This window comes from Pseudomonas sp. NPDC089428 (genome assembly GCF_044749325.1).
Classification (GTDB): domain Bacteria; phylum Pseudomonadota; class Gammaproteobacteria; order Pseudomonadales; family Pseudomonadaceae; genus Aquipseudomonas.
Genome location: NZ_JBIVHT010000003.1, coordinates 504997 through 529913 on the forward strand (window position 1 = coordinate 504997; position 24917 = coordinate 529913).

A 24917-nucleotide genomic window follows, 5' to 3' on the forward strand; every position below is an offset into this window, starting at 1 on the left:
CCGCTCCCACAGGGATCGCGCCATACCTGTAGGAGCGGCTTTAGCCGCGAGAGGCCAGTACAGGCTGATTCAGGCCTTGAAGGCCCGGATGAACAACCCGACCACTTCGCGCACATGCGCCTCCGCCTCATCCCCTTGCAGCGGCCCGGCACAGCCCAGCAGCAAACGGTAATCCGGCGCGCCCTTGATCAGGCAGAAGAAGTGCTCCGCCGCACTCAACGGATTGGCAATCCGCAGCAGCCCGCGCTCATCGATCCCGCGCAGCAACGCTTCCATCCCTGCCAGCACGCGCTTCGGTCCGGCCTCATAGAAGTACTCGCCAAACCCCGGATCCTGGCTGCCCAGTGCCATGATCAGGCGGCTGAGCTTGACCGCCTCGTCGCTGCTGATCAGCGCCTGGAAACTACGGCCGATGTTCAGCAGCACATCCTCCACCGGCGCCCCTTCGGGGTACTCGAAGATCAAGTCAGGCAACTGGTTCTGGCAGGTCGCCATGACCGCCGAGCCGAACAGCGTCTGCTTGTCGGTGAAGTGGCTGTAGACCGTGAGCTTTGAAACACCTGCCGCCGCAGCGACCGCATCCATGCTGGTGTTGGCATAGCCAAGGCTGAGGAACAGGGCCTTGGCGGCTTCGAGGATAGCCTCGCGCTTGGCCAGGTCCTTGGGCCGGCCCGGGCCGTTGGGTGCGTCGTTGGACATTGGAATCCGCATTTGCTTGAAGGGGCGCCCATCTTACCGGCTCGAACGGCCTCCGGCTGCATGTCGCGACCCTCGTTAATGATGTTTTCGTGGCATTTCACCAACATTTGAATCGTCTGGCGTATCAAACAGCAGCCTACAAAGGCCATGGTCAGTATGGCAGAGACCGGTGTTCCATCGAATCAGTGACTTTGTGGCGATTGAGGCGACCTGTTCGTGCCTCTCAACAACTCCGGTACCGATCCGCCGCCGTTGCTGCCGAAAATCGGCTAGCGCTCTGGCACGGCTACTGCGGTGCGATTTGGCGCTGGCGGCCGTTTTTTTCCTCGAACCCCAATTGACGAGTCTGCAAAAGCCTGACTATTCTCGAGCAACTGGAATAAGAATTCTAATTCTGTTGTTGGGTTTGAATGGTTGTTGCCGACCCCGCAGTGCTTGCTCCAGTCACTCATCATGACAATAAGAGGACACACATGATGCGCTTCTCAGCATTCCTGGTCGGTCGCTCGACCGCCCCCGAGCAAGACCGTTTTGTCATGGACGCTTTGGTGGAACACGCCCGCGCTGCCGAGCGCCTGGGCTTTGATGCGGTATTCATGCCGGACCACCATTTCACCGGCTATGCACCGATGTCCAGCGACCCGTTCATGTTTGCGGCATATCTGGCCGCTCAGCTCAAGCGGGTGCATTTCGGCATGTCGGTGACCACCGTGCCGTTGCATCACCCCGTGCGTTTCGCCGAGCGAGTGAACCTGCTCGACCAACTGACCGATGGGCGCTTGCTGGTAGGGGTAGGCAGTGGCACCACGCCAGAGGAAATGATCGGTTTCGGCGTCAACTACAAGCAGGCCTCGGCCCTGTTGCAGGAGAACCTCGACCTGGTGCAGCGCCTCTGGGACAAGGAGATCGAGGACGAACCAATCAGCTTCGAGACCGCGCATTACAAGGGCGCCGTCGTGCAGCGTATCGTGCCGACCGCCTACCAGAAGAAATTCAACCGCATCATGCCGGTGGCCCTGCGCGAAACCAGCATGCAACGTGCCGCCGACTCAGGTTGGCCGGCCTTCATCCCGGCGTTTACGCCGCCGGTGGCGGCCAGTGCCGATCCGTTCTCGGAACTGACCCGCTACTTCCTCCGCTATCGAGATGCACTGCACGAAGCAGGGCATGCGCCAGAGGTGATCGAGCACTGCCTGTCGTGGACCACCCACACCTATCAGTGCGTGCACCTGGCCCCAAGCGCGGAACAGGCGGAAGAGGAACTGATGCAGATCCTCAAGGCTTACAAGCAGGCCATTGACCGTGAGTACCACTACAACAAGCGGGCAGAGGTGCTCAGCGGGGTGTCGCTGCATCCGCACCCGGACTGCTTCAGCCCGGAGTGGATCAGAACCTGGTGCCTGCACGGCACGCCGGAGCAGGTGGCCGAGGAGCTGCACAAGCATCAGCAACTGGGCATAGGCAATGTGCTGATGGGCTTTACCAACGGGCCGCTGACCGAGCAGCGCATAGGCTTTGCCAATCAGTCGCTGGACCTGTTCTCGCGCAAAGTCATGCCGCAGTTCCGTTGAGGGGAGGTTCAGGCCATGAAACATACCGTTCATTTACACGATGCCGATCGGCCATTGATCGTCGGTATCGGTGGCACCACACGACCAGGGTCAAGCACGGAGAAAGCGCTGCGTTGTGCGCTGGAGCGTGCGCGGCAACTGGGCGCGCGGACCTTGCTGTTCGGTGGCGCGGAACTGGCTGCGCTGCCCGCCTTCGACCCGCAGACGATCGAGCGCACGCCGGCCGAGCAGGCTTTGATCGAGGCCGTACGAGCTGCCGACGGTGTGATCTTTGCCACGCCGGGGTATCACGGTGGGGTATCGGGGCTGGTGAAGAACGCCATCGACCTGCTCGAAGACTTGCGCCAGGACAGCCGGGTCTATCTGGATGGCCGTGCGGTAGGCTGCATTGTCACCGCAGCCGGCTGGCAAGGTTGCAACACTACCTTGGGCGCCTTGCGCTCCATCGTCCATGCGCTGCGAGGCTGGCCGACGCCGTTGGGGGTGACGCTCAATACCGCGGGTGCAGCGCTGTTCGATGCGCACGGGCATTGCACTGACGCGCAAGTGGCCGCCGCGCTGGCCACGCTGGCCGAGCAGAGCCTGGTATTGGCGCCGCAGCGCAAGGGCGCAGGGCAGAGGGTCAGCCATGGATAGGCTGGGGGCCGATTGGCGCCAGATGGCGCACCTCACGGCGGGGCAGGACATGTGGTCGACCCACCCGCTGCCGGCTATCGGGCTCAAGTCCGTGCGCCTTTCCGATGGCCCCATGGGCATTACCGGCGGGCGGGTCGACGAGCGCGACCTGGCATTGCTCACCCCTTGTGGCCTTGCGTTGGCAGCGAGCTGGGATGTCGCGTTGGTACGCCAGGTTGGCCAGGTGGTGGGCGATGAGGCGCTGCGCCTGGACATCCAGGGTATCCTTGCACCCAATCTCAACCTGATGCGCAGCCCACTGGCGGGCCGGGCCTTCGAATTGTTCGGCGAAGATCCGCTGTTGATCTCGCACCTGGGTGGCGCCTGGGCCGACGGGGTGCAGTCGCGGGGCGTGGCGTCGGTGGTCAAGCACCTGGTCTGCAACGACTCGGAAACCGACCGGCGCAACATGAATGTGGCGGTGGACGAGCAAACCCTGCGAGAGGTGTACTTCCGCCCGTTCGAATACACCGCCAGTCGCGGGGCATGGGGCATGTTGACGGCTTACAACAGCGTCAACGGGGTGCGTTGCGCCGAGCTGGACCAAGTGATCGGCTGGCTCAAGCAGGGCATGGGCTGGGATGGTCTGGTCATGTCAGACTGGTTCGGCACCCACAATGGCCTCGCGAGCCTGAAGGCCGGGCTGGACCTGGAAATGCCAGGGCCTGCTCGCCACATGGGTGAAGCGTTGGCCGATTCGCAAGACAACGGCAAGTACGTGGTAGAGGCGGTTCAGCGCCTGCAGCGCCTGGCCGAACGGGTGGCCAACCCACTGCCGTATGACGCCAGCACCACTGCCGAAACCAGGCGCAGGCAAGTGCTCGAAGACGCGGCCGCAGCCGGTATGGTGCTGCTGCGCAATGATGGCCTGCTGCCGCTCAATCCAGGCAAGGACAAGCGCATAGCGGTGATCGGCCCCAATGCCGTCCAGCCCTGCTTCCAGGGCGGCACCTTTGCCAAGGTGGCCCTCGACCCAGGGACGGAAATGCCGGTCGCGTCGATCATGGCGCGGTTTGACCAGGTGCAATATGCCGAAGGCGTGGTCGCCGAGTACCGGATCCCGCCTTTGACCTTGAGTCGCGGGGCAGCCCGGGAGCCGCTGAACCTGAATGTGACCTTCCGTGATGGCGAGGGGCGCCAGGTGCATCAAGAGTTCCGACACGCCTCATCACTCATCTGGTTCAAGCATATGCCCGGCGTGGGCGACCTGCTGTCGCTCGAAGGCACTGCCAACGTCACCGCTCGCACGGTCATGCAAGCCCAACGCAAGGGTGTGCATCGCTTCTTCCTCGGTGGCACGGGCGAGGTCAGTTTGTTTATCGACGGGCAGCTGCGGGCTGGCTTCGATGGCGTCACCTTGTCCGGTGACATCATGGGCAAACTGATGCAGAGCCCTCACACCACGGTGGACGTGGTGCTTGAGGCGGGCCAGCAGGTTGCACTCGAGTTCTCGATGAACATTGGCCGCAGCCTGGCCCATGGCCTGTGGTTCGGCTGCCGGCCGCCCGAGCAGGGCGATCTGCTTGAGCAGGCCGTGGCGCTGGCAGGGGATGTGGACAGTGTGGTGCTGATGGTGGGTGAAACCGCCGACGCCGGATTGGAGAGCGTCGACCGCGACACCACCCAGCTCAGTGCCGCTCAGCAAGCGTTGATCCGTTCGGTCTGCGAGGTCAACCCGCGTACCGTGGTAGTGCTCAACGTGGCCCACCCGGTTGACACCACTTGCCTCAAGCAAGCCGCTGCGGTGATCGTCGCCTGGTACCCGGGGCAAGGTTTCGGCCCGGCACTGGCCTCGGTGCTGGCCGGTGACCGCGAGCCGGGCGGGCGCTTGCCGGTGACCTTTGCCGCAGAGGAACAGGACTACCCAGCCTGGTCCCTGACACCGGGAGCGACCGGCAGCCTTCGTTACCACGAGCAATGGTGGGTGGGGTATCGCCATTTTGCAGCGAAGTCGCTCAAGCCGGCCTTCGCGTTCGGCCATGGCCTGAGCTATGCCTCGATCGAACCCGATGTGGCCCAACTGTCCGGTGAGCGGGTCGACGCCCTGAGCGTAAGCCTGTCCTTGCTCAACAGCTCGGCCCGCCCGGGCAAGGCTGTCCCGCAACTCTACCTTGAGGCCCCGCCCGAACATGGGCAGCCAGGGCGGTATTCCCTCGAAGCGTTCCAGGCGCTGGAGGTGCCGGCGATGGGGAGGGCGGTTGCCAACCTGGTGCTCGAGGCGCGCAGTTTTTCCCGTTGGGATTGCCAGGGGCAGCGCTGGCGCTTGCGGCCCGGCCTCTATCGCCTGACCTTAGGTGCTTCCAGCACCGAGGGCTGGCTGCAGCTGGCGCTCCATGTCGATGACCAGGGGCAAGTGGAGGCGGGAGCATGGCATTCGCTGTTCCCTCAATCATCGGCGCCTGTGATAAGGCAATCACGAGATAAATGATTGTGCGCAGGTGCCATCGTTATGGCTCACTGCTCAATAATCAGAATACGAATACTCGTTCATGAAAATGGCGGTGCAGCACCGCCGCACAGGGAGGTAAACGTGTATCCATCAGCCTGTATCGAATGGCTTTTTGAGGATGACTGCCCGGATTTCGCCGACCGTATCCGCGCAGCGAAGGCCGCTGGCCTAAGCCATGTCGAGTTTCACCTATGGCGCGACAAGCCCATGGACAAGGTGGCGCAAGCCCTGCGTGAAACCGGCGTGACCTTGACCAGTTTCTGCGTCGACCCGCGCCGTAGCCTGGTCGATCCGGCCCAGCATGGCGAGTTCATCGAGGCGGTGCGTGACAGCCTGGTGGCCAGCCAGCAAGTCGGCTCGCCACCGCTGATCGTGGCCTCTGGCTTCACCCGCGAGGGCGTATCCCGGGCCGAACAGCGCGCCGCGGCGATCAAGGCATTGACCGAGGCCGCAGGCCTGGCTGAGGCGGCGGGTATCGAGTTGCTGGTCGAGCCGCTCAACACCCGTATCGATCACCCCGGCATGTTCCTCCACGACACCCGTGAAACCCTGGACATCATCGAGGCGATCGGCAGCCCACATCTCAAGCTGCTGTTCGACGTGTACCACTCCAGCGTGATGGATGAATCGCTGGAGGAGGTGCTGGCCGGGCGCATGCACCTGGTGCGCCACGTGCAGATCGCCGATCTGCCGGGGCGCAACGAGCCCGGCACCGGTCAACTCGACTGGAGCGACCTGCTGCAACGGCTCAAGGTGCTGGGTTACCAGCAAGCCATCGGCCTCGAATACAAACCCACCCTGCCTTCCTTGCAATCGCTGGCCAGCGCGCGACAAGCCACCGGCCTGTAACAGCCCTTCAGGAAAACCGTCATGAACAACAAGATCAAACGCGGCGTCAGCCTGTACAGCTTCCAGAACGAAACCTTCCTCGGCAAGATGGACCTGGCCGACTGCATTCGCCATTGCGCCGACATGGGCGCAATGGGTATCGAGATCATCGGCGAGCAGACCTTTGCCGGGTGGCCGGAACAGGGCGTGGCCGATACCGCCATCGAGCACTGGCACCACTTGATGAAAAAGCATGGAACCGTCCCAGTCAGCCACGATTTCATGCTCGACTACAAACGCTACAAGGGTCGGCCGATGCCGTTCGACGAGCAAGTGCGCAGCGTGCGCAACGACTTGGCGTTTGCCGCGCGGCTGGGCATGAAATACGTCCGTTCGCTGGTTTCGGTAGACCCTCAAGTGTTGGTGGCGGCAGCCCCCTATGCCGAAGAACTGGGGCTGAAGATCCTGCTGGAGGTCCATGCACCGCTGCACTTCGACCATCCCTGGATCATCCGCCACGCCGAGGCCTACGAGCGCTCCGGCAGCCAGGCGCTGGGCTTTTTGCCCGACATGGGCATGTTCCTGTTCCGTTACCCCCGGGTGTGGAAAGAACGCTTCATCCGCAACGGCTGCCCGGCCGAGGCTGCGGACTTCATCGAGAAAAGCTTCGAGGACCGCCGCCTGAGCGAGTACGTGATCCTCGATGTGATGGAAAAGTGGGGCCCGGGCCCGCAAATGGCGATGGCCGAGACCCTGCGCCACAACGCAGCGTTCGAGCCCAAGCGAATGCTCGACTTCATGCCGCGTATCCACAACATCCACGCCAAATTCTACGAGATGACCGAGGCGCTGGAGGAGTGGTCGATCCCCTACGACGAAATCGTGCGCGTGCTGCAAAAGGGCGGCTACGAGGGGTACCTGTGCTCGGAGTACGAAGGCAACCGTTGGATCGAGGATGCCGCCGAAGTCGATAGCCTGCATCAGGTTCGCCTGCAACACCGCATGTTCTGCAAACTGCTCAACGAAGACCTGCCCGCCGCGCTGGCTGCCTGAGGATTGTTCCCATGTTCGATAAACACATGATTTGCCAGGAAGGTTTCAACAACGTCGTCGAAGGCGGCCAGGTTACCGGCTTCCGCTTCCTGGCCCGCCTGCCGTATTACCGCGGCCTGGGCCTGTCGATGATCGAAGATATCGCCATCAGCGTCGATGGCGAGGCGGTCGAGCGCAGTGCCATCCGCTTTAGCGTGCGCGGGCGAAGCTGGAGCCTGGATGAGCTGGAAACCGTCTATGACGACCGCTGGAACTTCGGTGAGAAAGCCGAGCTGATCGTGCTCAAACCCGGAGGCCTGACCGAGGGCAAGCATCGCCTGAAACTGGCCGAGAAGCTGCGCATCTCCTACCTGCCGTTCGTGCCCGTCACCACCTGCGAGACGGAAGTCGCGCTGAGTCGGTAACCCGAGTGCAGGCGAATCGGCCTGGTCCGATTCGCCTTGCTGCGTGCCCAGCTTGTTTCATCTCCACAAGAACAATGAAGGAGAAGACCGTGGGAAATACCCAATCTGCAGCTGAAACCCCTCAACGCGCCGGGTTGGCGCAGGGGCTCATCATGGTGTTGACGGGCTTTTTGCCCATCCTTGCCATCGTCTCGCTGGCGCCGGCGGTGCCAACCCTGATCGAGCACTTCGCCGATGTGCAGTACGCACAGGTGCTGATCCCGCTGATGATCACCGCACCTGGCCTGATGATCGCGTTCACCGCGCCGTTCGCCGGCTTGCTGGCGGATCGGCTCGGGCGCCGTCGCCTGCTGATCGGCGCCACGGTGCTGTTCGGCTTTTGCGGCACCATGCCGCTGTGGTGCGAGTCACTGGCCGTGATCTTCGCCAGCCGCCTGGGCGTGGGCTTGGCTGAGGCTGTAGTGCTGACGCTGGCCAACACCATGCTGATCAACTACTTCAACGTCCGCCGGCGGCGCTTCTGGCTGGCGATTCAGGGCTTCATCGGGCCGTCGCTGGCTGCAGCCGTCATCGCCAGTTCCGGCTACCTGACTGCCATGGCCTGGAATGGCGCGTTCTGGATCTACGCCATTGCCTTCCCGCTTGGTCTGGCGATGAAGGTGTGGATGTTCGAGCCGGATGCCGGCAAGCGCCACGATGACGAGCCGTTGATCGATGACACGGTGTTCCCTTGGCTGCGCATCGCCACCATCTGCTCGCTCACCTTCCTGATTGCCGTGGTGTACTACGTCTATACCATCAACGCCGGCAGCGCGTTCCATGCCCTGGACGGCGCGTCGCCCCAGCGTATCGGCGTGCTGATGTCGCTGGCGTCGCTTGCGGTTCCGTTGGGGGCTGTGTTGTTCGGGTTTGTTTCCAGCCGCACCACGCCGGAGCGCGTGCTTACGGTCACCCTGCTGCTCATCGGCGTCGGCATGATCGTCATCGGCATGGCGCAGAGCACCGTGGCCATGGGCGTAGGCGCGGTGGTGCAACAGGTGGGTGCCGGCATGGCCGTCAGCGCAATGATCTTCTGGGTGGCATCGCTGGTGGGGCCTGCGCACCGCGGGCGGGCGATGGGGGCGTGGTCCAGTGCCTTCTTCGCCGGGATGTTCGTCAGCCCGCTGTTCGTCAACCTGCTGCGGGTGCACGCCGAGGGCAGCATCATGGTGCCGTTCTCGGTGCTGGGTTGCGTGGGGCTGTTACTGGGGGTGGCCATCTTCGCCTACACCCTGTCGGGCCATGGGCACGCATTGCGCAAGGTCCCGGCGTGAAAGGTTGCCACTGCGGTGAATGAAAGGGCCTCCTGTTCAGGAGGCCCTTTTACTTTTCAGTGCCCTGATTCGGCCGTCGCGCTGGCCGCTAGCCCATGGCGTGCCTGGGCGCGCAGCCAGACGATGCCGCCAAGCATGAACACCTGGCAGGCGGCGCAGACCATCACCATCGAAGGGCCGGCGCCAATTGACGCCACGGCTGCCACCAGCGCGCCTGCCAACGAGGCGCCGCCCATCTGCAACGCACTCATGAGTGCGCTGGCGCTGCCCGCGTGCTGCCGAAAAGGCTGCAAGGCCAATTGCGTGGCATTGCCGCTGACCAAGCCGCCAGACATCGTCAGCGCAATGATCGAAGCCAGCCAAGGCCAGACAGAACGGGCGTCGGCAACCGCGCAGACAGCCAGCCCTGCACAGCCCGCCACGGCCAGCCCGGCGCCGGCGAGCAGCAGCGTGTGAGCCTCGACATGCCTGGCGCTCAGGCGCCCATTGCTCACAGCCCCCACGATCAACCCGGCCGAGCAGGCGCCGAAGGTCAGGCCGAACTGGTCCGGGCTCAGCCCCAGGTCGTCGATGAACAGGCTTGGCGCGGCGCCGACATAGGCGAAAATCGAGGCGAACGAGGCAGAAGTGACCAAGGTGCCGGCGAGGAACTGTGGTTCCCTGAGCGCCATCATGTAACCGCTGACCAACGACCTTGGGCTGAACTGCAGCAGGGGCGAGGCGAGGGTTTCCTGGAAGCCACGGGCGAACAGCAGGCCGATCCCGATGCCGTAGACGGCCAGCAACACATACAGCATCTGCCAGCTGGCAATGCCGATCAGCACCGCGCCCAGGCCCGGCGCCAACAGCGGCGCGAGCATGCCCAGGGCAGCCATGAACGACAGCTTGCTGCGTGCCTGGCTACCCTGGAAACAGTCGCGCATCACCGCCAGGATGACCGGCCTTCCAGCACCACCGCCGATGCCCTGCAGCAACCGCCAGGCCAGCAATGTGCCGAGGCTGTCCGACAACGCGCAGCCGATGCTGGCCACGCTGAACAGTGCCAGGGAAGCCAGCAGTACAGGCTTGCGACCAAAGCGGTCGCTTAGCGGGCCGGCCAGCAACGGCGCAGCGGCGAAGCCTGCAAGAAACACGCTGAGCGACCAGGCCATGGCTTCCGGGGCAATCCCCAGTGCCAGGGCCGTGCTGCCGTTGGCCGGCAACGCCATGTCGATGGCAAGCGCGCCCAGGGCGCTCACCGAAGCCAGCAATATGAGAAAAGCGCGTGCGTGCGGGTCTATGGCCTTCAAGGGCAAACCTCCCGAATGGATGAAATGAGAATTCTAATTCTAATTTGTGGGCGGCGCCAATCCGAATCGAACATTCAGCCGAGGTGGGGGATGGTCAGTGGGTCAGGAACAGCACGCTCATGGTGCCCAGATCTTGCTTCAGGTGCGTCCAGTCGCCTTCGCCAGCAGCGTCGGCCGCCGAGCCCAGGCCGAGGAAGCGGGCCAGTGACGAGTAGATGATGCGGAAGCAGGAATTCACGGCGCGCTCAGGGTCCGGATGGCGAATTTCAGCCTGGTGGGCGCGGACCTGAGCGATGAAGGCATCCGCCATGCGTGCGTGGGCCGCCTTGCCACTGCGGGCGATGTCGGCGTGGCCGGCACGGTTCATGAACGGCTTGATGATCGCGGCATGCCGCGCCAGGTGCTCGGCCAGGGTGTCGACCAGCAGCGGCAAGCGCTCGGACAGGGTCAATGGACGGGCACCCAGGTCGCTCATCAGGCTCTGCCACTCCAGGTCCATCGTCTCCAGGGCATCCTCGAACACCACCTGCAGCAAGTCGTCCTTGCCTTTGAAGCGGCCGTAGATCGAGCCGATCGAGACACCGGCGGTCTTGCTGACGTCGTGCAGGGTGAGGTCCGCGGTCAGGCTTTCACACAGCAGCTGACGCGCTGCTGCGAGCACTTTTTCCAGGGACTGGCGGCTGCGGTCTTGCTGGGGCGGGCGTACGTTCGATGAGGTCATGGCGGCAAGCTTGGAGTTTTTTCTGGTGGCCCGCAAGGAAAAACTTGACGGGTATGAAAAGGCAATCAAGTATGAGGCATAGAATCAGAATTATAGTTCTATATGCAAGCATCGCTGCTTGCTATCAACAACAAGAAAGGCTCGCTTTTCGAGGAGTACGGCGTTCATGCGATTGAAGGGATTGGATCTGAACCTGTTGCTGGTGCTGGATACTTTACTGCAGGAGTGCAACGTCTCCAGGGCCGCTCAGCGGCTGGGGCTGGGCCAGTCGACGGTCAGTTCGTCGCTGGCCAGGCTGCGTGAGCATTTCAACGACGACCTGTTGGTCAAAGGAAGCCAGAGCATGCTCCCCACGGCGCTCAGCCAGGAACTCAGGCCGATCGTCAGCCAATGGCTGAAGGCGGTCGGAGGGTTGCTCGAACGGCCAACGGACTTCGCGCCTGCGCAGTGCCACGCCACTGTGCGCATCGCCTGCACCGATGACCAGGCACAACTACTGCTGCCGCAAGTCATCAAGACGCTGAGCCGACAAGCGCCCGGCATGCATGTGCAACTGCTGGCCGCTCCCAGGGGTAGCCCTCAACACCTTGATGGCTGGATGGCCCGCCAGCACATCGACTTCATGATCGCCAGCGACGCCGGCAGCCACAGCGAAGTGCTTCTGGAGGAGCAGTGGCAATGCATCGCCAGGGCCGATCACCCTGACTTGAAGGCCGGCCTGAGCCTGGACACCTTCAACCGCTTGTCGCACCTGCGCGTGGCGGGGCAGTGTTTCGCGGGCGATGAGACACGGGAGATCAGTGCGCAGGTGCCGGGTTATCTGGCCCTGGATACCTACCTGGAAGTGTGCGACTCGATCGCTTGCGTGCCTGCGTCGTTGAGCCGTGCCTACAGAACGGAAAAACCGCTGCAGGTTTGGCCGCTGCCTTTCGACGCAGCAAAGCCGGTGCAGCGGCTGTCCTGGCGTGCCGATGTCATCCATGAGCCTCTGCACGACTGGTTGCGCCAGCTGATTCGTGGTTGCGTGAACGGAGCGGACGACGGAGTGCTGCCATGCGCTATCGGGCTCTAGACCTCAACCTGCTGGTGGTGCTGGATGCATTGCTGGAGCATTGCAGCGTCAGCCGTGCGGCCGAGCAACTGTATGTGAGCCAGCCCGCTATCAGCGCTGGCCTGGCCCGTTTGCGCCAGCACTTCGACGACCCCCTGCTGGAACTCGACGGCCGACGCATGCGCCCCACGGTACTGGCACTGGAAATGCGAGAGCAGGTTCGCCTTGCCGTGCAGCAGGCGGCTGAAATCGCCCGCGGGAACCTCACCTTCGATGCCGCGCGTACCCGCCAATCGTTCAAAGTGATGTGCTCGGACATCGATGCCGGGTTCCTCATTCCGCGGCTATACCAGCGCCTGGTGAAGGTGGCGCCTGGGGCACGCCTGGAGGTGTTGCCGAATGCCCTGCTGAATGAAGGCGCGGTGCAGGATGCCTTCCTGCGCCACGGTGTCGATCTGCTGATCGTACCCAGCGATCAATGCGACCCGGCCTATGCCAGCCATGTACTGCTCGACGTGCCGCTGGCGACGCTGGTCTCCCAGCGCCCGGTCGAGCCGAGTTTTGTGGTCGACCCGGCCGATGGCTGCGAGGTGATCGCCTCGGAGCTTGAAATGAAGGCCACAGAGGGCTGGTGTACCGACCACCTGCTGGCGTTGCCGGCACTGCTTGGCTCGAGCAACCTGCGTGTGCGGCTACCGGAATTCGTTGCGCGCAAGTTCTGCCAGCGCCACCCCAATCTGCGCATGCTCAATGCTACACGGCATGCGCCGCGTTGCCGGCAGGTGTTGCAGTGGCCGAGCCACCGCGACCAGGAACCTGCACACCTGTGGCTACGCCAGCAATTGATCGAATGCGCGGCCCATCTGGTGCAGGCGGCAGCGGTAGGCGAGGGCGACTCAGTGCGCCAGCTTCACCCACTGGCCTCCCGCAGCGTGGCTGCGCAGCATGGCTTCAATGCCGGCCAGCCCTCGTAGGCCGGCCTCGAAGCCTGGAAGCAGATCGCCTGAATGCGGGGCAGGACAGCCGCTGTGCCGCGCCTGCCAGCGCTCTGCGTAATCCCAGTAGAGCTGGGCGAAGGCCTCGATGAAACCTTCCGGGTGGCCTGCAGGCAGGCGCAGCAGCGCGTCCTGCTGCTGGGCATGTTCCCCTGCCGCACGTTTGAGGATGCGCGTTGGCTGGCCGGTTTGCGTGACCAGCAGCACCTCTGGTTGCTGCTGATCGAAGGTCAGCGAACCCTTGCTGCCGAATAGCCGCAGGCGCAGGCCATTGTCCTGGCCTGGCGCCACCTGGCAGGCCCAGAGCCCACCGCGGGCGCCGTTCTCGAACCTCAGCAGTGCCTGGACCTGGTCGTCCAGGCGGCGACCCGGCACCAGTGTTGCCAGGTCGGCGCAGACTTCGCTCAGCGCCACGCCGCTGACGAACTCCATCAGGTGCAAGGCATGGCTGCCAATGTCACCCAGCGCCCCTGCCGGCCCTGCCTGGGAAGGGTCGTCGCGCCAGCTGGCCTGTGGGCTGTCTACCGATTCGGTGAGCCAGTCCTGGGCATACTCGACCTGGATCACCCGCAGTTCGCCCAAGGCACCGGCGGCTACCAGGCGACGTGCCTCCCTGACCATGGGGTAGGCGCTGTAGGGGTGCGTCACGGCAAAGATGCAGCCGCTTGCGCGTACGGTCTCGGCCAGCGCCTGCCCCTCTGCATAGCTTCGCGCCAGTGGCTTTTCGCAGATCACGTCAATGCCCTGGGCGATGAACGCCGAGGCGACAGGCAGGTGCAGATGGTTGGGAGTGACGATCACCACGGCATCTATGGCATCCTCGCGCGCCGCCTCGGCGCGTGCCATCGCCTGCCAGTCGTGGTAGCTGCGCTCCGGCTGGATGAACAGCGCGCTGGCACTGGCATCGGCGCGCTCGGGGTCCCTGCTGAAGGCCCCAGCCACCCATTCGAAGCGGTCATCGAGCCTGGCGGCCATGCGGTGCACGGCACCGATGAAGGCGCCATCGCCGCCGCCGACCATGCCCAGGCGCAGGCGTCGTGTCAGCGCATTCATCGTTCACCTCCCAGGCCCAGCAGCCCAGACAGCGTCGCATTGTCCACCGGGCTGCGGGCAAAGTCGTCGAAGGCATGCTGCGCCACGTGGATGATGTGTGCGTCGATGAACTGCGCACCTTCGCGGGCGCCGTCCTCGGGGTTTTTCAGGCAGCATTCCCATTCCAGCGTGGCCCAGCCTGGGTAATCGTTTGCGGCCAGGCGCGAGAAGATCGCCTTGAAGTCGATCTGCCCGTCGCCCGGCGAGCGGAAGCGGCCGGCGCGGGAAACCCAGTCTGTATAACCGCCATAGACGCCTTGGCGGCCATCGGGCCGGAACTCGGCATCCTTGACGTGGAACGCGCCGATGCGTGCGTGGTAGTGGTCGATGAAGGCCAGGTAGTCAATCTGTTGCAGGTGCAGGTGGCTTGGGTCGTACAGCAGTTTCGCCCGCGGATGCTGGTCGACCACCGCCAGGAAGCGCTCGAAGCTGATTCCGTCATGCAGGTCTTCCCCCGGGTGCAGTTCGAAGCAGACATCCACCCCGTGGGTGTCGAACGCGTCGAGCAGGGGGCGCCAGCGCTTGCCCAGTTCGTTGAAGGCCAACTCGACCAGGCCTTGTGGGCGCTGCGGCCAGGGGTAGAGGTAGGGCCAGGCCAGGGAGCCGGAGAAGGTTGCATGGGCGCTCAACCCCAGGCGGCCGGAGGCGCGTGCCGCCAGGGCCACTTGCTCGCTGGCCCACTGCCGGCGTGCCTCGGGGTTGCCCTGAAGCGCGCGCGGGGCGAAGGCGTCGAAAAGGCTGTCGTAGGCGGGGTGGACGGCAATCAGCTGGCCTTGCAGGTGTGTGGAGAGCTCGCTGATCACCAGGCCATGGCGGTCCAGGCGGCCACGTACGTCGTCGGCATAGCTTTGGCTGGTCGCCATTTGCTGCAGGTCGAACAGGCGCGGGTCACAGGGCAGTTGCAGGGCCTTGTAGCCCAGCCCGGCCGCCCATTCGGCGAGGTTGTCCAAGGTGTTGAAGGGGGCGCTTTCGCCGAGGAACTGAGCGACGAACAGTGACGGCCCCTTGAGGGTGATCATCGGCGGAGCTCCTGTTGGATGCGCTCACAAGCGCGTACGGCCAGGGCGACACTGGTCAGCGTCGGGTTGCAGGCGGTCGGTGTGGGGATGACGCCGTTGCCGGCCACGTACAGGTTGCGCATTCCCCACACCTTGCCGCGGTCGTCACAGACACTGGTGCCATCGTCCACTTCACCCATGCGCGTGGTGCCCTGGTAGTGAAGGGAGCTGCCGGGCGGCAGCATCAGGGGCGTCTCGCCCAGCGGTTGGCCGAGCGCCCTACCGGCACGCTGCAGCAGGTCACGCGCTGCGCCCACCTGTTGGAGGTCGCGCTCGGTCAGGCTGTAGTCCAGCGTCATCGCCGGCAGGCCAAGGAAATCTTTTTCGGTCTCGCTGAAACGCACCCGGTCTTGCGCGCGGATGTCCTGCTTGCAGCAGAACCAGCCCATGGCCACGATGTGCTCGACGTTCGCCTGGGCGTCATCGGTCAGGGCCACCGGGCAGGCTTCCATCTGCATGACCTGGCCATGGAAGGGGTGATGCTGCTGATCATACGGGACCCAGTACACGCCTACGGTCGGGTCCGCGCCAGCCTGGTTGATGCCGCACGCATCAGCATCGAGGCGCACCGCATGGACAACCTGGGGCTGGTCATTGAGGTAGCGGCCGAGGGCCTCGGGGCGAATGCCCGAGGCCCACAGCAATTGAGGGGTGCGCAGTGCATCGGCGGCGACGATGACGGTCTTTGCATCGACCCGATACTGGGTGCCGGTCGTGCGATCGAGCAGCTGCGCGCCGACGACATGATCGTGCCGTACGATGAGCTGGAGGCAGGCGGTGTTGTGCCGGATCTCGAACCGTTCAGGCCGGCCTGATTCTTCTGCCATTTCGCCGAGAATCGTGTCGCTGCCACTCCAGCGGCGCTGCGAGAGATCGGTACTGCAAGCCAAGGGCATGCGCTGCACAGGTCGTCCCTTGGCGGTGAACTCGGCGAATGCGCTGCCCAGCCGCTCGCGCAGGCGCTGGCTGACCGGGGTGTCCGGGTACGCGGCCGTGGTGACCTGCAGCAGTTCCCTGGCCTTGGCCAAGGCGGCCTGCATCTGAGCGGCGGGAATGAACTCGATGGCTTCCCCTTCTGCCGGCGTCGGGCAGGCACAGGTCCAGTGCGCGCCCATGCCACCTACATTGGTCGAGCAGGCGGCGGCCGGCAGTTCGCCCCATTGCTCGCCGTTGGGCAGGTGCGTGCCGGGGCGTACCAGGTGCTCCAGGCGATAGTCACCTGTCAAGGCCGCGCCGGCGCGTTCCGGCATGCTGGGCACGGGGTAACGGAAGGGCGTCGGCCCCTGGGCGGCAACCTGCGCCGCCAGGCGGACTTCTTCGGGCAGGTTGCGAACGTGCTCGCCAGCGCGCTCGGAGAGTTGCGGGCCGGCATCGACCATCAGCACGCTCAACCCACCCTCATCGACCAGCAGGCGTGCGCAGGTGGCGCCGACCGGCCCACTGCCAACGATAAGCACATCCACATCGAACATCGCGTTACGCATTCTTGGAATTCTCCGCGAGTGGTTAATGGTCTGAAAGTATGTGCGGGGAATGTTTTGGCGACGCATGATAAATATCGATATCCCTCTATCCGATACTGGGATGGTTATCGCCCAGGCATAAACAATGAAGATGAGGGGTGCTCGCCATAAACGATTTCAACGTGGCTGGCTGCCGTGGATTACTTGTGGTGCAAGTCCTCGCCTTGTGGCGGGTTCCGTAAAAACTACAAGAACTTCGGGAGTCATGACGTGCTTAAACTTTCATTGGGCGGCTGCCTGCCTTCACTTGCGCTAATTGTGGGTTCATCTCTTATTGCCAACCCGGTTTTCGCGGTATCGACTGAAGAAGCAGAAACCACTGTCGGCCAGGCTTCCGAAGCCCCCGGGCGCTATAGTTGTGAATACTTCGACCAGTTCAATAGCCGGGCCACGGCCGTTATCCGTGCGCAATCGAACTGCGAGTCGTTGCTTGGCGATGCAGGGGGGCTGCGTTCCGAGCTGGCCGACATGGGCATCGGTGCGCAATTGAGCTGGAACCCGATGGCGATGTATGACCTGAAAGGGCAGAACCGCGACCCGCAGGAGTACGGTGGGCAGAACTTCACCTACAGCCAGAGCCTGCAGCTGAGCCTGACCTACGACCTTGAGCGCGTGGGGTTCAGCAAGGGCGCCCAACTGAGCTTTACCCCGCAGTTGCAGACGTCCAACTACCAGCAAGGTTATCCGCGGTTGCACAACGTGGCCGTGCTGGCCGTGAACCAGCCCCTGAACGACGGCAGGCTGGAATTGCAATACGGCTTCTACCCGCTGATCCGCCAGTTCTACGGCATGATTCTGGGCGGCAACTCGGCGTCGGCGGCCCTTGGCCCGACCAGCGTCATCCCGGTGCAGGTCGGCCTGAGCCTGAACGCGCCAACCCCGGCCTTCGACGTGACGTTTCGCGACGCGAGCAAACGTTGGTATAACCATTCGTCCATCAGCCGCAGCATGACCCCCGAGGGTTTTCTGGCCGACGTTGACAAGAACCCCTATGGCTTGAAGTGGCGGGTGGATGGGGCGAATCCGATTTTCGTCAATGAGTTCGGCTACAAGACCGAAGCAGGTCAAGGCAGCCGGGCGCACTGGTTCCGTGCCGGGTTGATCTACAACACTTCGCACTACACTTACCTGAAAACCCAGCAACCCACGGACAGCAACTACGGTGCCTATGTCGCCAACACCGTTCAGTTGACCACGCCCACCCCCGGCACCCCGCAAGGGCTGTACCTGGATACCAAGGCGAGCTGGGCACCGAAGGACCGCAATGCCTACAACGGCGACGTTCAGGTAACCCTGTTCGATATCGGTCTGTTCCCAGGGCGACCGCGAGACATGACATCGCTTGGTTTCACCCGGTCGTTCATAAGCAAGGATTTCCGCGAAGCACTGGGCGAACAAGGGCTGGAACCTGCCGATACCATCACGGCCGTTTCACTGTCCCACGCCTTCCGGGTCACCAAAGGCATCTACTGGATCAATGGCCTCACTTACCAGGACAACCCCACGCTGGTGCCCAAACGGGGTGATGCCTTCTTGTGGCAGACCAGCATGTACTGGAACTTCTGAGCACACTCGCTTTGCCTGGTCTCTAGGAGTAGGTACGCAAAGGCTTTCTCCTAGAGCACGTAATAGCCATGGTTTCCTGTTCGCCTTAGTTGGGTGCTGCGAACGTTTGAGGACGAATGCTTGGTTATTCTGGACGAGGCTCAAAGGAACTCTGGATAACCATTCGCCAGTGTTCATAAACTTTCCAGAAGCAAAAGCACCACCTTTGCTTGCGGCTGAGGTGGCTTGGCTTATTGGATTCAGGGTTCAGCCGGTTTTTAGAAAATCAGCCGATCCTGAAAAACAACGGGCCAACCGACCTATCCCAGCTCAACGCATCTCCGCCTGATGCTCGTTAGACGAGTATCGAAGAAGCTCATCTCATTCTTGAGTCATGATCTTGCTAATCCAAGAGATTGGTGGGCTCGGCTATTTCTTTTTCAGTCTGTTCTGGGCCAGGCGACGTTTGGCTTCCACCCGCGCCGTGTTCAATCCCTGCCTGGCGGTGGCATGGCGATGCGATCGCATCCGATTTCTTGGCGAGGTCCGTTTCAGGATCTGCGACGCTCTTTTGTCATCGCATCCTCCGACAAGCGTTGATCTGGGCACGGTTCCAAGCGCTCAGCAAGCTGTGTTCGTTTCAGGGGCGGCGGTGCAACGTGGATGAAAAAGCCTGAGTGAGGTGAAAAGCCACGGATTTCTTTCCGGCGCTGGCTTCCCGGCCTCGCTTCCCTGACTTAATATACTCGCCAGTATAAATATTCGATGTGCACTTCGCGAAAGGATTCATCATGTTGCGCCATGCCTTGTCCCTCGCCCTGCCCGCCGCTGCCGCCCTGTTGCTGGCAGCCTGCGGCCAGGAAGCCGCCGCGCCTGCCGCACCGCGCCCGGCCCTCGTGGTCCAGCCGCAGCCGGCCGAAGCCGCTGCCGACAGTTACCCCGGCGAAGTGCGTGCGCGCTTCGAGCCGGAGCTGGCCTTCCGCATCGGCGGCAAGGTCAGCAAGCGCCTGGTCGAGGAGGGGCAGCGAGTCAAGGCCGAACAGCCGCTGGCCGAACTCGACCCGCAGGACGTGCGCCTGCAGCTGGAGGCCAACCGTGCCCAGCTGGCAGCAGCCGAGGCCAACCTGTCGCTGGTGCGCACCGAGCGCGACCGCTACCAGAAGCTGCTGGATCGGCAGATGGTCAGCCACTCCCAGTACGACAACGCGGAAAACCTCTACCGCGCGGGCCTGGCCCGCGTGAAGCAGGCCAAGGCTGAATTCGACGTGGCCGGCAACCAGGCCGATTACGCGGTGTTGCGTGCGCCGCAGGCGGGCGTCATTGCCAAGCGTCAGGTCGAAGTCGGCCAGGTGGTCGCAGCCGGTCAGACCGTGTTCACACTCGCCGCCGACGGTGAGCGTGAAGTGGCCATCGGCCTGCCGGAACAACAGTTCGCCCGCTTTGCCGTGGGCCAGGATGTCAGCATCGAGTTGTGGTCGCACCCTAACCAGCGCTTCCAGGGGCGTATTCGCGAGCTGTCACCTGCGGCTGACCCGCGCTCACGCACCTTCGCCGCACGGATTGCCTTCACCTCGGCCAAGGTGCCAGCCGAGCTCGGTCAGAGTGCGCGCGTATTCATCGCCCATGGCGGGGTGATTCCACTGGCGGTGCCGTTGTCGGCTGTCACCGCCGAAAACGGCCAGGCCTATGTCTGGCGCGTCAACAAGGACAGCCGCCTGGAGCGCGCGGTGGTGCGCCTTGGCCCGTATGGCAGTGAAACCGTGCCGGTGCTCGAAGGCCTTGCGCCAGGCGACTGGGTGGTCGCCGCGGGTGGCCATGTGCTGCGCGAGGGGCAGGAGGTGCGGCCGGTGGATCGCACCAACCGTGTGGTGAACCTGACGGTCAAGGAGTAAGTCCCGATGGGTTTCAACCTTTCCGCCTGGGCGCTGCGCAATCGCCAGATCGTCCTGTTCCTGATGATTCTGCTGGCTGCCATTGGCGCGATGTCCTACACCAAGCTGGGGCAGAGCGAAGATCCGCCGTTCACCTTCAAGGCCATGGTCATCCGCACCCTGTGGCCGGGTGCCACGGCTGAGGAAGTCTCGCGCCAGGTCACCGAGCGCATCGAGAAGAAGCTGATGGAGACCGGCGAGTACGAGAGGATCGTCTCGTTCTCGCGCCCGGGTGAATCGCAGGTGACCTTCATGGCCCGCGATTCGCTGCATTCCAAGGACATCCCCGAGCTGTGGTACCAGATCCGCAAGAAGGTCGCGGACATCCGCCACACCTTGCCGCCGGAGATCCAGGGGCCGTTCTTCAACGACGAATTCGGTACAACCTTCGGCAATATCTATGCGCTGACTGGTGCCGGCTTCGATTACGCGGTGCTCAAGGACTACGCCGACCGTATCCAGATCCAGCTGCAGCGGGTCAAGGACGTGGGCAAGGTCGAACTGATCGGCCTGCAGGACGAGAAGATCTGGATCGAGCTGTCCAACCTCAAGCTGGCCACCCTCGGAGTACCACTGGAGGCGGTGCAGCAGGCGCTGCGCGAGCAGAACGCGGTCAGCACCGCCGGCTTCTTCGAAACCCCCAGCGAGCGCCTGCAATTGCGGGTGAGCGGGCGCTTCGATAGCGTCGACCAGATCCGCCAGTTCCCCATCCGTGTGGGCGATCGCACGTTCCGCATCGGTGATGTGGCCGACGTGCACCGTGGCTTCAACGACCCGCCCGCGCCACGCATGCGCTTCATGGGCGAGGACGCCATCGGCCTGGCGGTGTCGATGAAGGATGGCGGCGACATTCTGGTGCTGGGCAAGGCGTTGGAGGGCGAGTTCGAGCGCCTGGCGCGCAACCTGCCTGCCGGCATGGAGCTGCGCAAGGTGTCGGACCAGCCAGCTGCGGTCAAGGCCGGTGTCGGCGAATTCGTCCAGGTGCTGGTCGAGGCGCTGGTGATCGTGCTGCTGGTGAGTTTCTTCTCCCTCGGCCTGCGCACCGGCCTGGTGGTGGCCCTGGCCATCCCCCTGGTACTGGCCATGACGTTCGCCGCCATGCACTACTTCGGCATCGGCCTGCACAAGATCTCGCTGGGCGCGCTGGTGCTGGCGCTTGGCCTGCTGGTGGATGACGCGATCATTGCCGTGGAGATGATGGCGATCAAGATGGAGCAGGGCTTCGACCGCCTCAAGGCGGCCAGCTACGCCTGGACCAGCACCGCTTTCCCGATGCTCACCGGTACGCTGATCACGGCGGCGGGCTTCCTGCCGATTGCCACGGCGGCATCCAGCACCGGCGAGTACACCCGTTCGATCTTCCAGGTGGTGACCATCGCCTTGCTGACCTCGTGGGTCGCGGCGGTGGTGTTCGTGCCTTACCTCGGTGAACGGCTGCTGCCGGACCTGGCCAGGCTGCATGCTGCCCGCCATGGCAAGGACGGGCAGGCGCCAGACCCTTACGGCACGCCGTTCTACCAGCGCGTACGGCGAGTGGTGGAGTGGTGCGTGCGGCGGCGCAAGACGGTGATCCTGCTGACCATTGCCGCCTTTGTCGGCAGCATCCTGCTGTTCCGCTTCGTGCCCCAGCAGTTCTTCCCGGCCTCGGGGCGCCCGGAGCTGATGGTCGACCTGAAGCTTGCCGAAGGCGCCTCGCTGGCCAACACCGCCGAGCGGGTCAAGCAATTGGAAGCGTTGCTCAAGCAGCAGGACGGCATCGACAACTACGTAGCCTATGTGGGCACCGGTTCGCCACGCTTCTACCTGCCGCTGGACCAGCAACTGCCGGCCGCCAGTTTTGCCCAGTTCGTGGTGCTGGCCAAGTCGATGGAGGACCGCGAGCGCCTGCGCAGCTGGCTGATCGACACCGTCGACCAGCAGTTCCCCGACCTGCGCGCCCGCGTCACGCGCCTGGAAAATGGCCCGCCCGTGGGCTACCCGGTGCAGTTCCGGGTTACCGGTGAGCATATCGAGAAGGCCCGTGTCCTGGCCCGCGAAGTGGCGGACAAGGTGCGTGAGAACCCGCACGTGGTCAACGTGCACCTGGACTGGGAAGAACCGAGCAAGGCGGTATTCCTCGAGATCGATCAGGACCGCGCCCGCGCCCTGGGCGTGAGCACCGCGCAGCTGTCGAGCTTCCTGCAGAGCTCGCTGACCGGCACCACGGTCAGCCAGTACCGCGAGGACAACGAACTGATCGAAATCCTTCTGCGTGGTACCCAGCAGGAGCGTGGCGAACTGGGCAACCTCGGTAGCCTGGCATTGCCCACCAACAACGGCCAGAGTGTGGCGCTGTCGCAGGTGGCAACCCTGGAATATGGCTTCGAGGAAGGCATCATCTGGCACCGCAACCGCCTGCCGACGGTAACCGTGCGTGCCGACATCTACGACAAGGAGCAGCCGGCGACGCTGGTGCAGCAGATCTTGCCGACGCTGCAGGAAATCAAGGCCAAGCTGCCGGATGGCTACCTGCTGGAAGTGGGCGGCACGGTGGAAGACTCCGAGCGTGGGCAGAAATCGGTGAACGCCGGCATGCCGCTGTTCATCGTGGTGGTGCTGAGCCTGCTGATGATCCAGCTGCGCAGTTTTTCGCGCACGGTGATGGTGTTCCTCACCGCGCCGTTGGGGCTGATTGGCGTGACCCTGTTCCTGCTGGTGTTCCGCCAGCCGTTCGGCTTCGTTGCCATGCTCGGCACCATTGCCCTGGCGGGGATGATCATGCGCAACTCGGTGATCCTGGTGGACCAGATCGAACAGGATATCGCCTCGGGGCTGGACCGCTGGCAGGCGATCATCGAGGCCACGGTGCGGCGTTTCCGGCCGATCGTGCTGACCGCATTGGCGGCGGTGCTGGCGATGATTCCGTTGTCCCGGAGTGTGTTCTACGGGCCGATGGCGGTGGCGATCATGGGCGGGTTGATCGTGGCCACGGCGTTGACCCTGTTGTTCCTGCCGGCTTTGTATGCGGCATGGTTCAGGGTGAAGAAAGGCTGAAGATCGCAGGGCAGGGCTTTGCCCTCCATTCGCGGGCAAGCCCGCTCCCACAGGGCCTGAGTTGATCCCCTGCAGGAGCGGGCTTGCCCGCGAATGGCTGCTGAATAATCTTCAGAGCGCGCCGAAGACTTTCTTGGCCAGGCTGGTAGCGGCCTGTGCCGGGTTCTGGCGAATGCTCTCTTCCTGCTTGGCAATCATCTCGAACAGCCCGTCCAGCGCCTTCTCGGTCACGTAGTTCTCGATGTTGGCGTCATCCTTGATCAGCCCCAGGCCTTTGGCCTGGCCGGCAAACGCGTTGTACTGCTGGGCTACGCCGACTTTGTCGGTGGCCTGTTTGACGATCGGCAGGAACTTGGCGCGGATCTGCTCGCGGCTGCTTTTGTTCAGGTACTGGGTGGCCGAGTCCTGACCACCGCTGAGGATGCCCTTGGCATCGGTCACGGTCATCTTCTTCACGGCATCCACCAGAATCGCCTGGGCTTGCGGCACGGCGGCTTCAGCGGCCTTGTTCATGCTGGTTTCCAGGGCGTCGACCTGGTCGCCCTTGCCGAACATCTTCATTGCCTTGGCGGCTTTGCCGAGGTTGCCCGGCAGCTCGATGCGCACATCGGGGTTGTTGCTGAAGCCGCCTGGCGTGCTCAATTGCTTGACGGCAATCTGCGCGCCTTGGGTAAGGGCGTCCTTCAGGCCACCGGTGGCGTCGGACTGGCTCAGGTCGCCAAGCGACAGGGCCAGGGCACTGGCCGACAGCAGCAGGCCGGCGCACAGGGTGGTGAAGCGCAGGGAGGCGCGAATCATGGGTATTTCCTTATCGATGAAGTGGGGCTGGCTCAGCGCACCGGGTCGACTTTGACCCGTACCGGCTGCTGGTCGCTGCCGTCGAGTGCGACGCCGTGGTGTTCGGTGTTGATGAACAGCAGCTTGCCGTTAAGCTCGATCCGCGCGCTCACCGCGTAGCGGTGGCCGGGCTTGACCTGGGCCGGGTCGTAAGTGAGGTGGAACGGCAGCGGTACGTTGCCTTTGACCGGGCCGGCCTGGCGGGCCAGGGTCACGGCGGGGGCGTCCATCAGCGAGACATCCTGCAACTCGACGCTCAAGGTGGCGGCAGGTGGCAGGGCAATGCGCTGCAGGTAGAAGACTTCGCCATCCAGGCTGGCCTGGCTGGTCGGGGTTTGGCTGGAACAGGCTGCAAGCAGGGATGCGCAACACAGCATAAAGAGCTTTTTCATGGAATCTCCGGTGTCCTTGGAGCTGGCTTGTGGCCAACCCCAGGGACTTTAGCGGATTTTCCGGACCGGGTCGTCAGTCCATGCGATTACCGCCGTGCATGCCGTCGACAGCGGTAGCAATCTTGTCGACGGTGACCCGTTGCGGACCGAACGCCGTGTCCGGCTTTATCGGGTGATGACGGGTATTGATGTACAACAATTGGCCATCTTTCTCGATGCGCACGGAAAGGGCATAGCGGTGCCGTGGGTCGATCTGGCTGCTGTCAAAGGTCAGCTGCAGGTTGATGGGCATCAAGCCGCCGCAGCGCAGGCGCAAATCGGCAAGGCTGATGGCGGGTGCATCAGCCAGCGAAACGTCAAGCAGGCTCAGTTGAACCTGGCCGGATGGCGGAAGCGTGCTGTCGCCGGAGGAAACGATTTCAACGTCGAATGTCTTCATCTGTGTCATGTCAGTGTTC

Annotated in this window: 21 protein-coding genes; 12 read left to right on the top strand and 9 right to left on the bottom strand. The window is 63.5% G+C overall.

Translation table 11 applies throughout. The features are described from left to right. Positions 1–69: 69 nt before the first annotated feature. Entirely contained in the window at positions 70–711 is a 642-nt protein-coding gene (locus ACIPZ5_RS08660) for a TetR/AcrR family transcriptional regulator (protein WP_400807801.1), read from the bottom strand. Positions 712–1172: 461 nt separating this feature from the next. Between ACIPZ5_RS08660 and ACIPZ5_RS08665 the strand changes: the two genes are divergently transcribed. The 7 genes from ACIPZ5_RS08665 to ACIPZ5_RS08695 all read left to right on the top strand — a co-directional run bounded on the left by ACIPZ5_RS08665 (position 1173) and on the right by ACIPZ5_RS08695 (position 8992). Beyond that, positions 1173–2270 carry an LLM class flavin-dependent oxidoreductase gene (locus ACIPZ5_RS08665; RefSeq protein ID WP_400807804.1) on the top strand — a complete coding sequence of 366 codons (1098 nt, stop codon included), beginning with the start codon at positions 1173–1175 and terminating at the stop codon, positions 2268–2270. A gap of 15 nt (positions 2271–2285) precedes the next feature. Next, positions 2286–2906, top strand: a complete 621-nt coding sequence (locus tag ACIPZ5_RS08670) for an NAD(P)H-dependent oxidoreductase (protein ID WP_343599820.1) — start codon at positions 2286–2288, stop codon at positions 2904–2906. Continuing rightward, positions 2899–5373 (top strand): beta-glucosidase, encoded by a 2475-nt coding sequence (locus tag ACIPZ5_RS08675; RefSeq protein ID WP_400807806.1) that lies wholly within the window; start codon positions 2899–2901, stop codon positions 5371–5373. The genes ACIPZ5_RS08670 and ACIPZ5_RS08675 overlap by 8 nt, the downstream gene beginning before the upstream one ends. A gap of 102 nt (positions 5374–5475) precedes the next feature. After that, on the top strand, positions 5476–6243 hold the full coding sequence (locus tag ACIPZ5_RS08680; RefSeq protein WP_400807809.1) for a TIM barrel protein: 768 nt from the start codon (positions 5476–5478) through the stop codon (positions 6241–6243). Positions 6244–6264: 21 nt separating this feature from the next. Beyond that, positions 6265–7275 (top strand): sugar phosphate isomerase/epimerase family protein, encoded by a 1011-nt coding sequence (locus tag ACIPZ5_RS08685; protein WP_400807812.1) that lies wholly within the window; start codon positions 6265–6267, stop codon positions 7273–7275. 11 nt (positions 7276–7286) lie between these two features. Further along, the gene (locus ACIPZ5_RS08690; RefSeq protein WP_400807814.1) at positions 7287–7679 is read left to right on the top strand and encodes a DUF6379 domain-containing protein; all 393 of its coding nucleotides are present in this window, start codon (positions 7287–7289) and stop codon (positions 7677–7679) included. An 89-nt stretch (positions 7680–7768) separates the two neighbouring features. Then, a complete protein-coding gene (locus ACIPZ5_RS08695; protein WP_400807817.1) occupies positions 7769–8992 on the top strand; it encodes an MFS transporter in 1224 nt (407 codons plus the stop codon). Positions 8993–9048: 56 nt separating this feature from the next. On the opposite strand, the gene ACIPZ5_RS08700 is transcribed toward ACIPZ5_RS08695, so the two are convergent. Continuing rightward, positions 9049–10281 carry a multidrug effflux MFS transporter gene (locus ACIPZ5_RS08700; protein ID WP_261942933.1) on the bottom strand — a complete coding sequence of 411 codons (1233 nt, stop codon included), beginning with the start codon at positions 10279–10281 and terminating at the stop codon, positions 9049–9051. A 94-nt stretch (positions 10282–10375) separates the two neighbouring features. Beyond that, positions 10376–11002 (bottom strand): TetR/AcrR family transcriptional regulator, encoded by a 627-nt coding sequence (locus ACIPZ5_RS08705; RefSeq protein WP_261942934.1) that lies wholly within the window; start codon positions 11000–11002, stop codon positions 10376–10378. Positions 11003–11168: 166 nt separating this feature from the next. Between ACIPZ5_RS08705 and ACIPZ5_RS08710 the strand changes: the two genes are divergently transcribed. Continuing rightward, positions 11169–12074 carry a LysR family transcriptional regulator gene (locus ACIPZ5_RS08710; protein ID WP_400807820.1) on the top strand — a complete coding sequence of 302 codons (906 nt, stop codon included), beginning with the start codon at positions 11169–11171 and terminating at the stop codon, positions 12072–12074. Further along, the gene (locus tag ACIPZ5_RS08715; protein WP_400807823.1) at positions 12056–13027 is read left to right on the top strand and encodes a LysR family transcriptional regulator; all 972 of its coding nucleotides are present in this window, start codon (positions 12056–12058) and stop codon (positions 13025–13027) included. The genes ACIPZ5_RS08710 and ACIPZ5_RS08715 overlap by 19 nt, the downstream gene beginning before the upstream one ends. Here the strand turns inward: ACIPZ5_RS08715 and ACIPZ5_RS08720 are convergent. From ACIPZ5_RS08720 to ACIPZ5_RS08730, 3 genes are read right to left on the bottom strand one after another with little or no spacing between them, the layout of a single operon-like run. Beyond that, positions 12950–14101, bottom strand: coding sequence for a Gfo/Idh/MocA family protein (locus tag ACIPZ5_RS08720; protein ID WP_400807824.1), 1152 nt, complete (start codon positions 14099–14101; stop codon positions 12950–12952). The two genes, ACIPZ5_RS08715 and ACIPZ5_RS08720, sit on opposite strands and share 78 nt — an antisense overlap. After that, positions 14098–15159: a sugar phosphate isomerase/epimerase family protein gene (locus ACIPZ5_RS08725; RefSeq protein ID WP_400807827.1), complete on the bottom strand. Its 1062-nt coding sequence runs from the start codon at positions 15157–15159 to the stop codon at positions 14098–14100. Before ACIPZ5_RS08725 ends, ACIPZ5_RS08720 begins: the two co-directional genes overlap by 4 nt. Next, the gene (locus tag ACIPZ5_RS08730) at positions 15156–16682 is read right to left on the bottom strand and encodes a GMC oxidoreductase (RefSeq protein ID WP_400807830.1); all 1527 of its coding nucleotides are present in this window, start codon (positions 16680–16682) and stop codon (positions 15156–15158) included. Before ACIPZ5_RS08730 ends, ACIPZ5_RS08725 begins: the two co-directional genes overlap by 4 nt. 297 nt (positions 16683–16979) lie before the next feature. Here ACIPZ5_RS08730 and ACIPZ5_RS08735 point away from each other — a divergent pair, with 297 nt between their 5' ends. The 3 genes from ACIPZ5_RS08735 (at position 16980) to ACIPZ5_RS08745 (ending at position 23230) form a co-directional block, all read left to right on the top strand. Then, positions 16980–18287 (top strand): carbohydrate porin, encoded by a 1308-nt coding sequence (locus tag ACIPZ5_RS08735; protein ID WP_343599842.1) that lies wholly within the window; start codon positions 16980–16982, stop codon positions 18285–18287. Between the two features lie 770 nt (positions 18288–19057). Next, positions 19058–20158: an efflux RND transporter periplasmic adaptor subunit gene (locus ACIPZ5_RS08740; RefSeq protein WP_343599844.1), complete on the top strand. Its 1101-nt coding sequence runs from the start codon at positions 19058–19060 to the stop codon at positions 20156–20158. A gap of 6 nt (positions 20159–20164) precedes the next feature. Next, on the top strand, positions 20165–23230 hold the full coding sequence (locus tag ACIPZ5_RS08745; RefSeq protein ID WP_343599847.1) for an efflux RND transporter permease subunit: 3066 nt from the start codon (positions 20165–20167) through the stop codon (positions 23228–23230). Positions 23231–23341: 111 nt separating this feature from the next. On the opposite strand, the gene ACIPZ5_RS08750 is transcribed toward ACIPZ5_RS08745, so the two are convergent. From ACIPZ5_RS08750 to ACIPZ5_RS08760, 3 genes are all read right to left on the bottom strand, one after another. Beyond that, positions 23342–24028 (bottom strand): DUF4197 domain-containing protein, encoded by a 687-nt coding sequence (locus tag ACIPZ5_RS08750; protein WP_060512621.1) that lies wholly within the window; start codon positions 24026–24028, stop codon positions 23342–23344. Between the two features lie 32 nt (positions 24029–24060). Then, entirely contained in the window at positions 24061–24459 is a 399-nt protein-coding gene (locus ACIPZ5_RS08755) for a YbaY family lipoprotein (RefSeq protein WP_261942943.1), read from the bottom strand. 73 nt (positions 24460–24532) lie between these two features. Then, entirely contained in the window at positions 24533–24907 is a 375-nt protein-coding gene (locus tag ACIPZ5_RS08760; RefSeq protein WP_343599851.1) for a YbaY family lipoprotein, read from the bottom strand. Positions 24908–24917 lie beyond the last annotated feature (10 nt).